The 13,801-nt window shown below is 35.1% G+C and carries 16 protein-coding genes and 1 pseudogene; 16 read left to right on the top strand and 1 reads right to left on the bottom strand.

Annotated features, from left to right (window positions below; all coding sequences use genetic code 11):
* The first annotated feature begins 378 nt into the window (after positions 1-378).
* The 11 genes from ACEWFJ_RS19995 (at position 379) to ACEWFJ_RS19945 (ending at position 7,491) form a co-directional block, all read left to right on the top strand.
* A complete protein-coding gene (locus tag ACEWFJ_RS19995; RefSeq protein ID WP_473692614.1) occupies positions 379-627 on the top strand; it encodes a DNA/RNA non-specific endonuclease in 249 nt (82 codons plus the stop codon).
* A gap of 3 nt (positions 628-630) precedes the next feature.
* Positions 631-1,110 carry an immunity protein YezG family protein gene (locus ACEWFJ_RS19990; protein WP_473689674.1) on the top strand — a complete coding sequence of 160 codons (480 nt, stop codon included), beginning with the start codon at positions 631-633 and terminating at the stop codon, positions 1,108-1,110.
* A 178-nt stretch (positions 1,111-1,288) separates the two neighbouring features.
* The gene (locus ACEWFJ_RS19985; RefSeq protein ID WP_473689673.1) at positions 1,289-2,020 is read left to right on the top strand and encodes an HNH endonuclease; all 732 of its coding nucleotides are present in this window, start codon (positions 1,289-1,291) and stop codon (positions 2,018-2,020) included.
* Between the two features lie 23 nt (positions 2,021-2,043).
* Entirely contained in the window at positions 2,044-2,517 is a 474-nt protein-coding gene (locus ACEWFJ_RS19980) for an SMI1/KNR4 family protein (RefSeq protein ID WP_473689672.1), read from the top strand.
* Between the two features lie 39 nt (positions 2,518-2,556).
* Positions 2,557-2,976 (top strand): hypothetical protein, encoded by a 420-nt coding sequence (locus ACEWFJ_RS19975; protein WP_473689671.1) that lies wholly within the window; start codon positions 2,557-2,559, stop codon positions 2,974-2,976.
* Positions 2,973-3,404 (top strand): SMI1/KNR4 family protein, encoded by a 432-nt coding sequence (locus ACEWFJ_RS19970; protein ID WP_253628729.1) that lies wholly within the window; start codon positions 2,973-2,975, stop codon positions 3,402-3,404. Before ACEWFJ_RS19975 ends, ACEWFJ_RS19970 begins: the two co-directional genes overlap by 4 nt.
* A gap of 260 nt (positions 3,405-3,664) precedes the next feature.
* On the top strand, positions 3,665-4,411 hold the full coding sequence (locus tag ACEWFJ_RS19965; protein ID WP_473689670.1) for a hypothetical protein: 747 nt from the start codon (positions 3,665-3,667) through the stop codon (positions 4,409-4,411).
* A gap of 10 nt (positions 4,412-4,421) precedes the next feature.
* Entirely contained in the window at positions 4,422-4,940 is a 519-nt protein-coding gene (locus ACEWFJ_RS19960; protein WP_473689669.1) for an Imm6 family immunity protein, read from the top strand.
* 360 nt (positions 4,941-5,300) lie between these two features.
* Complete coding sequence (locus ACEWFJ_RS19955; RefSeq protein ID WP_473689668.1) at positions 5,301-5,432, top strand: hypothetical protein; 132 nt, start codon at positions 5,301-5,303, stop codon at positions 5,430-5,432.
* Positions 5,433-5,630: 198 nt separating this feature from the next.
* Positions 5,631-6,041 (top strand): methylmalonyl-CoA epimerase, encoded by a 411-nt coding sequence (gene mce / locus ACEWFJ_RS19950; protein WP_429716774.1) that lies wholly within the window; start codon positions 5,631-5,633, stop codon positions 6,039-6,041.
* Positions 6,042-6,504: 463 nt separating this feature from the next.
* On the top strand, positions 6,505-7,491 hold the full coding sequence (locus ACEWFJ_RS19945) for an NAD(P)-dependent alcohol dehydrogenase (RefSeq protein WP_473689667.1): 987 nt from the start codon (positions 6,505-6,507) through the stop codon (positions 7,489-7,491).
* Positions 7,492-7,792: 301 nt separating this feature from the next.
* Here the strand turns inward: ACEWFJ_RS19945 and ACEWFJ_RS19940 are convergent, their stop codons facing one another.
* Complete coding sequence (locus ACEWFJ_RS19940) at positions 7,793-8,710, bottom strand: AraC family transcriptional regulator (protein WP_473689666.1); 918 nt, start codon at positions 8,708-8,710, stop codon at positions 7,793-7,795.
* Positions 8,711-8,956: 246 nt separating this feature from the next.
* Here ACEWFJ_RS19940 and ACEWFJ_RS19935 point away from each other — a divergent pair, with 246 nt between their 5' ends.
* The 5 genes and pseudogenes from ACEWFJ_RS19935 (at position 8,957) to ACEWFJ_RS19915 (ending at position 13,641) form a co-directional block, all read left to right on the top strand.
* Positions 8,957-9,688, top strand: coding sequence for a ThuA domain-containing protein (locus ACEWFJ_RS19935; protein WP_473689665.1), 732 nt, complete (start codon positions 8,957-8,959; stop codon positions 9,686-9,688).
* Positions 9,689-9,712: 24 nt separating this feature from the next.
* On the top strand, positions 9,713-10,738 hold the full coding sequence (locus ACEWFJ_RS19930) for a Gfo/Idh/MocA family protein (RefSeq protein ID WP_473689664.1): 1,026 nt from the start codon (positions 9,713-9,715) through the stop codon (positions 10,736-10,738).
* A gap of 12 nt (positions 10,739-10,750) precedes the next feature.
* Positions 10,751-11,763: pseudogene (locus ACEWFJ_RS19925) on the top strand (Gfo/Idh/MocA family protein).
* Position 11,764: 1 nt separating this feature from the next.
* Complete coding sequence (locus tag ACEWFJ_RS19920; RefSeq protein WP_473689663.1) at positions 11,765-12,733, top strand: sugar phosphate isomerase/epimerase family protein; 969 nt, start codon at positions 11,765-11,767, stop codon at positions 12,731-12,733.
* A gap of 437 nt (positions 12,734-13,170) precedes the next feature.
* Entirely contained in the window at positions 13,171-13,641 is a 471-nt protein-coding gene (locus ACEWFJ_RS19915) for a DinB family protein (protein ID WP_473689662.1), read from the top strand.
* The last annotated feature ends 160 nt before the right edge of the window (positions 13,642-13,801 follow it).

Here is a 13,801-nt window from a genome sequence, read left to right as displayed (position 1 = left end):
CGTGTTCTTGTTACAACATGTAAAAGGTGCCATACTCTCACTATAAAACGTATAAACTTAAAGCACTTGATTGTCAACTAAAGGCAACAAGTGCTTTTTATTTTAGGGTACAAAGAAATCTGATAAGAGCGTTAGTGGGGCTGTTGATGCTGTAATCAAAGATGGTAGTTACTTTTTAGGCGAGTTTAAATTAAAGCCTAATGTAAAATATGAAACAAATGGATATTTATATCAAACAGACGATTTAGAAAGAATTGAGAGAGCTTCAGGAGAATTCACATTAGAGATGGGAGTATGTGATAGCAAACATCAGTTAGCTGCTGGGGGGAAGATAGAGTTAAAGCTCCTAGTACTCAAGGAGGTCATGGTGGACATTTAATCGGTACGCAATTTAATGGATCTCCGCTAATTGATAACATAGTTGCAATGAATGGTAAGATTAATGTAAGTGCTTATAAAAAATTGGAATCTGCTTGGGCAAAAGCTTTAAGAGGAGGAAAAGAAGTTTTTGTAGATATAAGGCCAAGGTATAGCGGAACTTCAATACGACCGGATAGCTTTGCTATTATTTATAAAATAAATGGTATCGAAAAAGTGAAGATTTTAAAAAATGTATATGGAGGTTAGAATGTGAAAACTGAAAAAATGGAAGAATTATATGGAATAATTGCAAATTATCTCAATAGTATAATCCCTGTTGGGTGGAAGGAAGTTTATTTATATGCAGAAATAGATGACTTTAGTAATGAGGCATTTTTCTATTTCTATCCTAACAATGATTCTGAACCAATCTATAATTTAGAGATTCCTGAAATATATAATTTAGAAAAAGATCAGTATATGGAAAAATTATTTAAACTTAATGACCATATAGAAAAACTACGCGAGGAATTTAAGAATAATAATCAACCATTGTGGTCTAATTTAACATTTGAACTAACTTCTTCGGGTAAATTTAATATTGATTATGATTATACAGACTTGGATAATTGTGAGTATGATGATTACGAAAGACATGTGATATGGAAATATAAAAAATTGAATAAATTACCTGATGAAAATAATGAATTTGATAAAGATATTATTGAGAAATACAAAAAGGAAAGATAATATTTTTTATTAAAAAACGAAAGAAGATAACTATCTACTATATAGATAGTTATCTTCTTTTTCTCTTTAAATAGCTTTTTCTAGTGGTATCATTTTTTATTTTCATTGATAATGGATTTTCTCCTGAAATTTCTATATAAATGACTGGGATCACGCGATAAAAAGCGGAGTTGCCAAGGTGGTAGACGGTACAACAGGTGGATTCAATATCGCGAAAGATTTCGTATTAGGTCGATCTCCAGTACCCGTTGATGGAGTCATGGGACTTCGTCGTGGCACGAATTGGGAAGCTGCGGTGAAAGCGAGTCATGACGAGTCGAAAGGGATTATTCATAATAAGATTTCTAAGTTGGAAGAGAGTGTTGTTGGTAAGGGTACGGGTGAAAACGTAAAAGGTCCTAATGGAATTAGAGAACCAAGTCTGGAAAGTATAGAAGAGTTTGCTAAAGGTAACAAAAAATTTGAAGATGTTCTTGATGATTATGCTCTTATTTATGGGGATATAGTAAAGTCAAATAAACCTTGGTCTTGGCAAGATAATTTTATTGGTAAATTATCGGGAAATCAAAGGAAGATGATAAAAGAACGGGCTCTAGAGTTACATCCTGATATACCTAAAGTCGAAGTAGAAAAAGTAGAGGGATTAAAATTTGGATATGCTGACTTTAAAGGAGCAGGTGTAGTATTGTTTGAGGATGTCCTTCCAAAGAGATTATGGTTAGCAATGGATGATGTGCAGTTTAGGTGGCTAAATGAAAGACTACCAAATAAAGTGCAACCTGAAGGTACAACCTGGCATCATAAAGAAAAAGATGGGAAAATGGAACTTGTGCCATTTGGTATTCATAATATCACAAAGCATAACGGGGGAAGGACAAAAGGACATTGGGCAGACGCTCCACGACATTAAATTAATTAAGAGGTGAAATAATCGTGAAGATTCAAAATGATAGTATAATTTATCCTATTCCAGATAAGAATTTAATTACACGTGTAGAAGAGAGTTTCGAAATTAAGTTTCCAAAAGATTTTATAGATTTTATATTGAAAAATAATGGTGCTCTTCCAATAACTAGGTTTTTTCAATATAAGTCTAATAGATATGTAGTTGACCGTTTTCTTTGTTTATTAGATAATCCAGGTGAAAATGACAAAGGTATGTACGATATAAAGGTCGTATTCAGTCAATTAGATGAAAGAATTATTTCGGATGGAGATTCCACAGGAGCTGAATTAGTACCCTTTGCAGCTCTGTTTGCTGGGAACTTCGTATGTTTAGATTATAGCGAAAGTAAAACAAATCCAACAATTTGCATTTGGTATAATGAAGATTCAGGTGAATTTGAGCCGGTTACAGAAAAAATTGCAGATAATGTAAATGATTTTCTAGGCATGTTAGAGGAATAACATCTTCTGTAAAAAATGTGAAATTTCCCAGGAGTAAACTTGAACTACAATATAAAGAAAAAATTAATTAGTCTTTTAAAGCACTTGATTGTCTTTTACGGGCAACAAGTGCTTTTTATTTTAAGATTACAATCTCATCATGGGTTGCAGAAACAATGGGCGATAGACAATCTTTCTAAATATGAGTATGACCCAAATTTAGCACCAACTATTACAATAGAAACTGGTAAGGGGATGCCACATACGAGTATAAGTACAGCACAAAATGCGAGAAGAAATGCTAGAGTTGCGGAAGGTAATGGAAAGTGGAGTTCGAGCTTACAAGATGAATTACAGTATATAGTAGATGATTTAAAAAATGCAGGATTTTCTAACGATACAATAAATAGTGTTCTAGAGCAACAATATAAAATGTTAGATAAGTTGAAAGTACCATATGAAAGGGTTGTGATCAAATGAGTATATTAAATAATTTAAGTAGTAAATATAGAATAGATGCTAGTAAGTCAGCTTCAAATGAGGAAGATATAAAAAATTTAATTGAATTCTCAAAGATAGAGATTCCAGAAGATTTTCTAGAGATAATAGGAGAACTAACAGAAATAGAGATTAATGTTGATGAAGAAAAATATATTAGAATATGGGGAGCAGAGGGTTGTATAGAGATGAATGAATCATATGCGATACAGGAAAGTATCCCCAATTCACTAGCGATAGCTGATGATGAAGGTGGTAATGCATTAATATATGCTACTGGAGAAAAAGGCTTTGGATTATATGTAATAGCTTTTAATGATTTAGATGTTGATGAATTGAAATATGTATCTGATTCAATAAGTGATTTATTGATAAATGATACTGGTATAGATGTAATTAAAAAATGTTAGAATATATTTGTCAAGATATATAGGGTGCCATACTGTCAGTATCAAATGATTGTACGTACAAACTTAAAGCACTTGATTGTCTATTAAAGGCAACGAGTGCTTTTTTGTGTTTTAGCATAGAAATTAAAAGGCACATTATGATTTTATTAATGTACTAAGTGTAAATTTTTTATATCAGTACGAACATAAGAAGAAAAGGCTGGAAAACAGCAGACAAAATGAATGACTGGGATCACGCGATAAAAAGCGGAGTTGCTAAGGTGGTAGACGGTACAACAGGTGGATTCAATATCGTGAAAGATTTCGTTTTAGGTAAATCTCCAGTACCCGTTGATGGAGTCATGGGACTTCGTCGTGGCACGAATTGGGAAGCTGCGGTGAAGGCGAGTCATGACGAATCAAAAGGGATTATTCATAATAAGATTTCTAAGTTGGAAGAGAGTACTGTTAGTAAGGGTACGGGTGAAAATACATTTAAACTTGGAAAAACAGATTTAGATGCATATAGGAATGAACTCAATGTACCTGAAACTAATACTGTTTCAGTTGGAAAAGCAGATGTTAGTGGTTTAGAAAATGTGGTTTTTAAAGGAGCTTCTCCAGAAGTAAGAAACCAGGCCAAGTTACCTTCATTAGATGATGTGAATCCGAATAGAGAATTCAAAGCACCTTATAATCATATTAAGAACCCTAGATTGGCCCAATTCACTAGACACGCTGAAGAAGGGGTGCTCAATGAATTTAATGATGCTGTTAAAAAGGCAGGTATTGAGCCTAATGATGTAAAAGGCACTCTGTATATCCATCAATCAAATCCTAGAGGGGTTTGCAATAAATGTACTAAAGGTTTAATAAAACCATTTCCAGAAGATAAATGTAATATTTTTTATCAATCTAGTAAAAAATTTCCTAATCTTAAAATTGTAGTAACATCAGAATTAGATGAAACTGTCAAGGTTAAAGGATTGTTGTCCTTCATATTAAAGGATAGAAAAATATTAGAATAAGAGGTGTCTTATGGAAAATAATGAAATATATATCTTGGAAGATGACGTAAAAATTGGATTTGTTTTAACTATTGGTGAGAAAGTTTTTAGTATTATTAAAAATGATGATGAGAGGTATTTAGATGGAAGAGATGCACTAGATAAATGTTGGGCTTGGGTTGAGAATAAAAGTGTGTCTGGTGATGACTTGTATGAATTAATAGATAATGCAGATTGTACAGGGATATCTGAGTTTGCTGAAGATGAAGAAGACTTGGAAATTGCAAGGTTATGGTCTCTATTAGTTGATATAGTTTCTTATACGGCGTGGAAAGCTTATAAAAGAGAGGAAACCAGATATTTACCACAGGCATTAGAAGGAATAAAAGAAGAGAGCATAGCAATATTAATAGAAAGTGCTATCGAGACAACTTTTATTACTAAAGAAAAAATTCAACTAATGAAACAACGTTTGTTATATAAATTTCGAGTGAATAATAATAAGACAATCACGAGACATGATTTTATGACGGAAATTTCAAGTGATTAAAAAATAGAGGCTTACGTTTTTAAGAGAAGTTTGATTTTGATTTCCGTAATTAATCGTTTTGACTTACTACTAGAGTTATATTTACAAATGAGAACAACAAAACTAGTGATACTAAAGTTAATTACTAGGCGACAACTATAATGACATGGTTTGGACATTAAACTAAAGAATTCGTACAAGCTCGTAGATTTTAACGTATTACTTTGTCACAGCATGTAAAAGGTGTCATACTGTTACCATAAAACTTACAAACTTGAAGCTACTTAAAAACAGATGAACTTAAAGCACTTGATTGTCTCTTACGGGCATGAACTGCCCCCAATTGTTAATCGTGTCTAACAATTGGGGGGCAGTTCAGATTTGGGTGCGCCAGGAATTTTAATTGATTTATATAATATGTTTAAGAATATGCCAATAAGAAAGAGAGATAAGATTCTGTTCCTTTCAGCTGGTGGAGGAATTAGTTGGATGGGATTGACTATAGAAATATAAAATAGTACAAAATTTTAAGTTGAATTTTCATAATTATTATTTTTAAATTTTGTCCGAAGTTAGTATGGTCATATGGAGGGATCACTAAGTTAAGTCATAGATTCCAAGAAGGAAGAGTCTGTATGACGAATAAAAAATTAATGAGAAATATAATAATAAAAACAAAACGGATGGGCTATTTTAAAAGGAGGGTAGTAAGTGATTGAGAAAATTGACCATATCGGAATTGCGGTACAATCTATAGAATCAGTTTTGCCATTTTATACAGAGATATTAAAATTGAAACTTTTAGGAATAGAAGAAGTACAATCACAACAAGTAAAAGTAGCTTTTTTAGTAGTAGGAGAAAGTAAACTAGAATTGTTAGAGCCACTAAGTAACAAAAGTGCAATTGCACAATTTATTCAAAAACGTGGTGAGGGTATTCATCATATAGCATTTGGAGTCCAATCGATTAAACAAAGAATTCAGTATATAAAGCAAAATGGAATACAGATGATTGATGAATTACCTCGAACTGGTGCACAAGGCGCGCAAATTGCTTTTATTCATCCAAAATCAACATATGGTACATTGTACGAATTATGTGATAAAGGGGATAAAATATGATTGATATTTACGAGAAAAAAAGATGTCATACGGTCACTCTAACGCGATAAAATTTATAAACTTGATGAAGCCATTTAAAAATACATGAACTTAAAGCACTTGATTGTCTCCTATAGGCAACAAGTGCTTTTTTTGTGTTTTAAAGTGAAAATTTAAAATGAGAACTATAATTTTATAAGTGCACGAAGTGTTAAATTTTTATAGATTGTAAAGGTTGTGTTATTTTGGAAGTCATCGCACAGTGTGTTGTAACGAATGCATGTTACACACAAGTTATCCGTAAAAAAGGGGTATTCCTAATGGGAATTGGTAAATTTATGTTAAAACTAATAGAAAAGAATAATGTCTATTTAACTGATAGAGTAGGATAGTTTAAGAACAGTTATTGGAGAGTGAGCCATTGGTCTATTTATTTGTAATATGCGTATCATATTAATGAATATGACGAATTAGAGGTGGATAAATGAAAGCAATTGTGTACACAAAGTACGGTCCCCCTGATGTTCTTCAACTGAAAGAGATAGAAAAACCTATTCCGAAAGAAAATGAAATTTTGGTAAAAGTAAAAGCGACAACCGTAACAGTAGCAGATATTCGATCACGAAGTTTCACAGTTCCTCCCGCTTTTTGGCTGCCTGCCCGAATAGCACTTGGTTTCAGAAAACCCAAAAAAGAGATATTAGGGATGGAGTTAGCAGGAGAAGTTGAATCAGTTGGGAAAGATGTCAAAAGGTTTAAGGAAGGTGACCAGGTTTTTGCAGCAACTTTGGCGGGGTTTGGTGCTTATGCCGAGTATAAGTGTTTGCCGGAAGATGGTGCTGTATCTACTAAACCTTCCAATATAACTTATGCAGAAGCCGCTGCCATTCCAATTGGAGCACGCACAGCTTTGTATTTTCTTAGAAAAGCTAATATTCAGAGCTGCCATAGGGTTCTAGTTTATGGTGCTTCAGGAAGTGTAGGAAGTTATGCAGTTCAGATTGCCAAGTATTTCGGAGCAAACGTTACAGGGGTATGCAGTACCACGAATTTGGAATGGGTAAAATCTCTGGGAGCTGACCAGGTAATTGATTATACAACAGAAGATTTTTCTAGGATAGATGAGAAATATGATGTTATCTTTGAAGCGGTAAACAAGAGTTCCTTTTCAGCTTGTATGAAATTGTTAAAGAAGGACGGTACCTATATAAATGTCACTGAACCGCTGCCAAGTGTTCGAATGCTATGGACTAAATTGACAAGCCGAAGGAAATTATTATTGAGTCGAAATCCACCTGAAACTTCAGAAGAACTACATTTCCTCAAAGAACTTGTAGAGATGGGGAAGTTAAAAGTAGTCATTGATAGATACTATGAGTTTGAAGAGATAGTTGAAGCTCATAGATATGTAGAGAAAGGACACAAGAAGGGAAATGTCGTCATAAATGTGGAGCATAACAATAAATTCTAATAAAGTGAAACTTCCATCAGTGGGGGCTTACTGCCCGTTAATGCGAGATAAATGAAGCACTAAATGCACGCCCACTAGGTGAATAAAATATTTTGAGCTTAGTAGTGTAAATCACTTAATAATACGTTTTTGAAGAAATGTACTTAAAGTGACGGTGCTTTCGTTTAAGAAGGATTTAGAAAATAATAGAGAAAACTCGCCAATATTTCAGGTGAGTTTTCTTTGTTATAACGATAAATTCTCAAAGAGGATTGACTTGTCAAATTGAAATTGTAGGTCTAACGAATCTAGCGTACTCTGTTTATTCTTTTTTAGCTTCCAATTCATTTTGCATGCGTTGCTTAAACTCCTTTGGAGAGCATTGATTATACCTTTTAAAAAGCTTATAGAACTGAGCCATGTTAGAGATACCAACCTCATAACCAACATTCGTAATACTAAGATCACTTGTCATTAATAAACATTCAGCTTTTTTTATTCGCTTATAATTAACGTAATCAATAAATGAAGTACCGATAACTTTTTTGAAGTACTTTATAAAATAATGGTAGCTAAGTCCTAGTAATGAGCAAGCTTCTTCTACAGTAATCTTATCTTCCAAATGTTTGTCTACGTATTCAAGAACTGGCCGCAATCGGTTCAGACCAATTCCCTCTGTATAGTTTAATGTGTTGCGTGTATCATTTCTTAAGAGTAATAGCATCATTCGCTTAATAGCAGAACTAATGGCAATTTCATATCCCCTCATTTGTATTTGTGACTCCTGAAAGATTTCCATAATTAAAGCATATATTTCATCTCTTACAGTTTGTTTTTCTTCAAAAATATAGTTTATTTCATTCAAAGGTTTTGTTTGTTCAGAGAAACAGTATATGTATGGCATGATACTTTCATCGAAGTGTTTCCCTAAATCGATTTGAAATACTACATATCGTAAATCGTCCATCAGCGGTTTATGAGAACGATGCGGTTGGGATGCTCCTAAAACGATGACATCGCCTGGGCCCATTAGAACATACTCGTTTTTACTTTGTATCCCCAAATTTCCTTCAACGACGGCAATAAATTCTACTTCTTTATGATAATGCCAAGGGTGTTTCTCTATCGTACTGAAATGATGTTTTTTCATATTAATTTCCCATATTTTTAGAAACAGCAACGGATTTTGATAAATGACTTTTTCATTAATAACTTCTAAATCGTTTTTTATTAAAGTCATACGCAATTTCTCCCCTTTAGAACATGCCACTTTTGTAAATAAAACATATCATAATTCTTCTTATTTTCTCTTTCGATTTTTAATAACCAAAAAAATGATGACACTTTTGAATAAAAAGACAGCTAAATTAAGCATATCCTTCATTCCGTATCTTTTCTATACTAATCACAAATAAAGTGAAACTTCCATCAGTGGGAGGCTTACTGCCTGTTAATGCGGGATAAATGAAAAAGGGGTGTTGTCACAATGTTAAAAGTAACTGTATGGAATGAAAATCGACATGAACAAATCAATCCTGTTGTAAGTGAAATATATCCGAATGGGATTCATGGTACAATTGCAGAATTTTTAACGAAAGCAGGATTCGAAGTAAAAACGGCTACTTTAGATGAACCAGAACATGGATTAACAGATGAAGTATTACATCAAACGGATGTATTAGTATGGTGGGGACATATGGCACATGAAGAAGTAGCAGATGAAATCGTTGAAAAGGTAAAACAACGTGTATTAGGTGGAATGGGATTAATTGTTTTGCATTCAGGTCATTTCTCGAAGATTTTCAAAATATTGATGGGTACAAGCTGCGATCTAAAATGGCGTGAAGCGGATGAAAAAGAACGTTTATGGGTTGTAGAGCCAAGCCATCCAATTGCAGAAGGAATTTCAGAATTCATTGAACTTGAACGTGAAGAAATGTACGGTGAACACTTTGATATTCCGGCGCCGGATGAATTGATATTTACAAGCTGGTTTGAAGGCGGAGAAGTTTTTAGAAGCGGCTGCACATATAAAAGAGGAAATGGAAAAGTGTTCTATTTTAGACCAGGGCATGAAACATACCCAACATACCATAACAAAGAGATTCAACGCGTGATCATAAATGCAATTCAATGGGCAAATCCAGTAGAACGAAAACGTCCTATCTACGGTAATGCCAAGCCGCTTGAACAAATTGCTGTAAAAACGAATAAGTAAACTGAAACAAAGGGGATAAAGGTCATGGAAAAAATAAAAGTAGCGGTTATTGGTTGTGGAAGCATCGCAAAGTATCGTCATTTACCAGAGTATACATTCAATAAAAATGTAGAACTAGTCGCAGTTTGTGATGTAAATGAAGAACGTGCAAATAGCGTGGCAAAGCAATATGGTGTAAAAGCGTATACAAAATACGAAGAGCTGTTAGCTAGCGGCACTGTGGATGCGGTTAGTGTATGTACACCAAACTCTCTGCATGCGCCTATTTCGATTGCAGCTTTAAACAGCGGTGTTCATGTATTATGTGAAAAACCGATGGCTACATCGGAAGAAGAAGCAAAAGCAATGATTGAAGCAGCAAAAACAAACGGTAAAAAACTTATGATCGGACACAATCAGCGCTTTGTCGCATCTCATCAAAAAGCGCGCGAGCTAATTAAAAAAGGTGAGATAGGCAAAGTCTATAGCTTCCGCACAGCTTTTGGCCATAGTGGACCAGAAGGATGGAGCGCGGACGGCAAAGAAAGCTGGTTCTTTAAAAAAGAAGAAGCGTTTATTGGGGCGATGGGAGACTTAGGCGTTCACAAAACAGATTTACTTCGTTACTTATTTGGAGAAGAATTTGTAGAAGTTGGCGCATTTGTTGAAAGCAATGCAAAAGATTTCGCTAATGTTGATGATAACGCAGTATGTGTATTAAAAACAGAAAGCGGTATTATCGGAACGCTTGCAGCAAGCTGGGCTTATACGAGTAAAGAAGATAACTCAACGATTATTTATGGTGAGAAAGCAATTCTTCGTCTAGAAGACCATCCAGTCTATTCATTAATCGCTCAATATGCGACAGGAGAAGTTGTTAATTATGAACTAGGGAAAATTCAGTCGAATGATGAAGGTGGACAAAATAATTCTCACGTAATTGAACAATTTGTACAAGCAATTTTGCATGATGAAGAACCAGCTGTTTCAGGTGAAGAAGGGTTAAAATCTCTTTCTGTTATTTTAGCAGCCTTACAATCAAGCCAAACAAAACAGATTACGCGCATATAAGAGGTGAATACCGTGAGAATTGGCATAATTGGAGCAGGAGGAATTGCCACCGGGCGGCATATTCCAGCGTTTAAACAGTTAGGTAATGAATGTGTCATTTCGGGCGTGAGTGATATGAATCAGGAAAGAGCTACAGAGGTAGCGAATGAGTTTGATATCCCGCAAGTATTTGCTGATTATAAAGATATGCTTACAGAAGTAGATGCTGTATGTATTTGTACGCCGAATAAATTTCATGCTGAATTTGCGATTGAGGCTTTGAAAGCAGGTGTGCATGTATTATGTGAGAAACCAATGGCGCTATGTAAGCAGCAGTGCGAAGATATGCTGGAAGCCTCAAAAAAGCTGATAGAAAACTAGCAATTGCCTATCATTATCGTTTTATGAAAGAAGCACAAGCAGCAAAAAGAATGATGACAGAAGTAGGCCGTCCTCTCGTAGCACGCGTAAAAGCGATGCGACGCCGCAAAGTTCCTGGGTGGGGAGTATTTACGAATAAAGAACTTCAAGGCGGAGGAAGTTTAATAGATTATGGCTGTCATTTACTTGATTTATCTCTTTGGCTAATGGGAAACCCAAAACATACAGCGGTTCTAGGAAGTGCGTACAACGAATTAAGTAAAACACCTGGTCAGTTAAATCAATGGGGAACATTTGATCATGAGACATTTCATGTGGATGATCATGTAACCGCTTATATTAAATTCGAAAACGGTGCTTCATTGCTGCTGGAAACGTCTTGGTCTGCCAATATTGAAGATGACGAAGAACATGTTAGCATTTCCGGGGTAGACGGAGGTATTAACGTTTTTCCACTTGAACTTTACACAACGAAAAACGGCATGCTGATGAACAGTACGGCAGCTTGGATAGAGGGAGAAGAGGATTATAGTTTGATGCAGGCTAAAAACTTCATTGATGCCTGCAAAGGAAAGGCTGAGTTAGTGGTAAAACCGGAAGAAGCACTTCAAGTATCAGCTATTATCGATGAAATATATGACACTAGTAAAACAGGGGGAAAATAAAATGAAACTAGGCGTATTTACTGTGTTATTTGCAGATCATTCATTTGAAGAGATGTTAGATAAAGTAAAGGCAGCAGGTCTTCACGCCGTTGAAATTGGAACAGGCTGCTATCCTGGAAATCATCACTGTCCATTAGATGAACTGCTTGAAGATAAGGACAAAAGAGAAGCTTATGTAAAAAAAGTAACGGACCGAGGGCTGATCATTAGTGCATTTAGCTGTCACGGCAATCCAATCTCACCGGAAGAAGGCTTCGCGAAAGAGTCTGATGATACACTTCGCAAAACGATTCAATTAGCATCGCTGCTAAATGTGCCGGTCGTAAACTGTTTTTCCGGAACAGCAGGGGATCACGAAGGAGCTAAATATCCAAACTGGCCTGTTACCCCATGGCCAAATGAATATGCTGATGTATTAACTTGGCAGTGGGAACATAAGCTGATTCCTTATTGGAAAGAGCTCGGGGAATACGCAGAAACACATAACGTGAAAATTGGTTTAGAATTGCACGGCGGATTTTTAGTGCATACTCCGTATACGCTATTAAAACTTCGTGAAAAAACAAGCAAAGCAATCGGCGCCAACTTGGATCCAAGTCACTTATGGTGGCAAGGTATTGATCCTGTCGGAGCCATTAAAATTTTAGCAAAAGAAAATGCGATTCATCATTTTCATGCAAAGGACACGTACTTAGATCAAGACAATATTAATATGTATGGCCTAACAGATATGCAGCCGTACGGAGAAGTACAAACGCGTGCTTGGACATTTCGATCAGTTGGATGCGGCCATGATATGAAAGAGTGGTCAAATATGATGAGTGCACTTCGTACGTACGGATATGACTACGTAATAAGCATCGAACATGAAGATCCAATCATGTCGATTGAAGAAGGATTTAAACGTGCGGTTACGAATTTGAAAAGCGTATTAATAGAGGAAACACCTTCGCAAATGTGGTGGGTGTAAGCGGGGAATCGAGGAATGTGCGTATTTCCATCAAGGTAAGATTTTGAAGTACCCCAAGACGAAATTTTTACTTCACCCTATGAGAATTATATAAAAATGAAAGGGATAGTTGTGGATTTGAAATAAAGTCACGGAGTTTATAAAAAAGGTGCGATGTTTTGAATAAAGACGAGATGTTTATAAAAAAGTTACGATGTTTTACTCCTTTGGATATTTTTGTCTGAAGGGGTGTTTTTATGACTAAAAGAAAAAGAACATCTGAATAAAAGGTGGATTAAGGAACTATTGAGTGACATAAAGTTGTTTCGTTAAAGGGCCAGATTGTGGAATAAGATTAGCAAGGTAGTTAAAAAGCAGGAAGTTTATTTAAAAATGTAGAATCTCAACAGAGTTATAAGGATTTTTTGAAACTCTAACTATTTAGGGAGGAGATTACTTTGAAACGAATTGACTTGCTTTTAAACGTGCTAGATTCAACATTCGATAAAGAGAGTTGGTATGCACCGTTTAAACATGCTATAGAAGGACTTACAGCCGAACAGGCTATCTGGAAACCATCTGGAGAGGCAACTAAAACCATTTGGGAGAACGTTAATCATCTCATTTATTACAAAGAGAGACTTGCTGCAAACTTGGAAGGCCGTGAATGGACACATAATCTCGACGGTAATGAAACCTTTTATCTTACCAATCAATCTAATGATGATAAGGAATGGAAGAAAGTCGTTGAACGTTCTGAAAACGCTCAACGTAATTTAAGACAGGTATTGAGTGCAATTTCCGAAAAAGAGCTTGAGCAAAATTCACTTGAGGGGAAATTACTGGACATCATGCTTCATGATGCTTATCATACAGGCCAAATTATTCAATTAAGGAAAATGCAGGGGTCATGGCCATCAAATCGTTGACTGATAAAGGGCGCGATTGTGGAGCAATACAGGTAGAAAATGATTAAACTTTTTTATAAAACCGAAACATAAATCTGCTGGATAAGAATCCATTTTGATCAATCTTTTTTCAAAATGGATTCTTTTTATTTACCGTAGAATACGGGTTAACACGATATTT

Source organism: Bacillus sp. EA-CB0995 (assembly GCF_055814245.1).
The sequence above is the reverse complement of the archived record's forward strand: the minus strand, read 5'-3'. Positions and strand labels throughout refer to the sequence as shown.

Excerpts from the sequence above, each read along its gene's own strand:
- ACEWFJ_RS19970 (WP_253628729.1), top strand. The coding sequence starts at position 2,973 with ATGAGTATATTAAATAATTTAAGTAGTAAATATAGAATAGATGCTAGT.
- ACEWFJ_RS19960 (WP_473689669.1), top strand. The coding sequence starts at position 4,422 with ATGGAAAATAATGAAATATATATCTTGGAAGATGACGTAAAAATTGGA.
- ACEWFJ_RS19945 (WP_473689667.1), top strand. The coding sequence starts at position 6,505 with ATGAAAGCAATTGTGTACACAAAGTACGGTCCCCCTGATGTTCTTCAA.
- ACEWFJ_RS19940 (WP_473689666.1), bottom strand. The coding sequence starts at position 8,710 with ATGACTTTAATAAAAAACGATTTAGAAGTTATTAATGAAAAAGTCATT.
- ACEWFJ_RS19935 (WP_473689665.1), top strand. The coding sequence starts at position 8,957 with ATGTTAAAAGTAACTGTATGGAATGAAAATCGACATGAACAAATCAAT.
- ACEWFJ_RS19930 (WP_473689664.1), top strand. The coding sequence starts at position 9,713 with ATGGAAAAAATAAAAGTAGCGGTTATTGGTTGTGGAAGCATCGCAAAG.
- ACEWFJ_RS19920 (WP_473689663.1), top strand. The coding sequence starts at position 11,765 with ATGAAACTAGGCGTATTTACTGTGTTATTTGCAGATCATTCATTTGAA.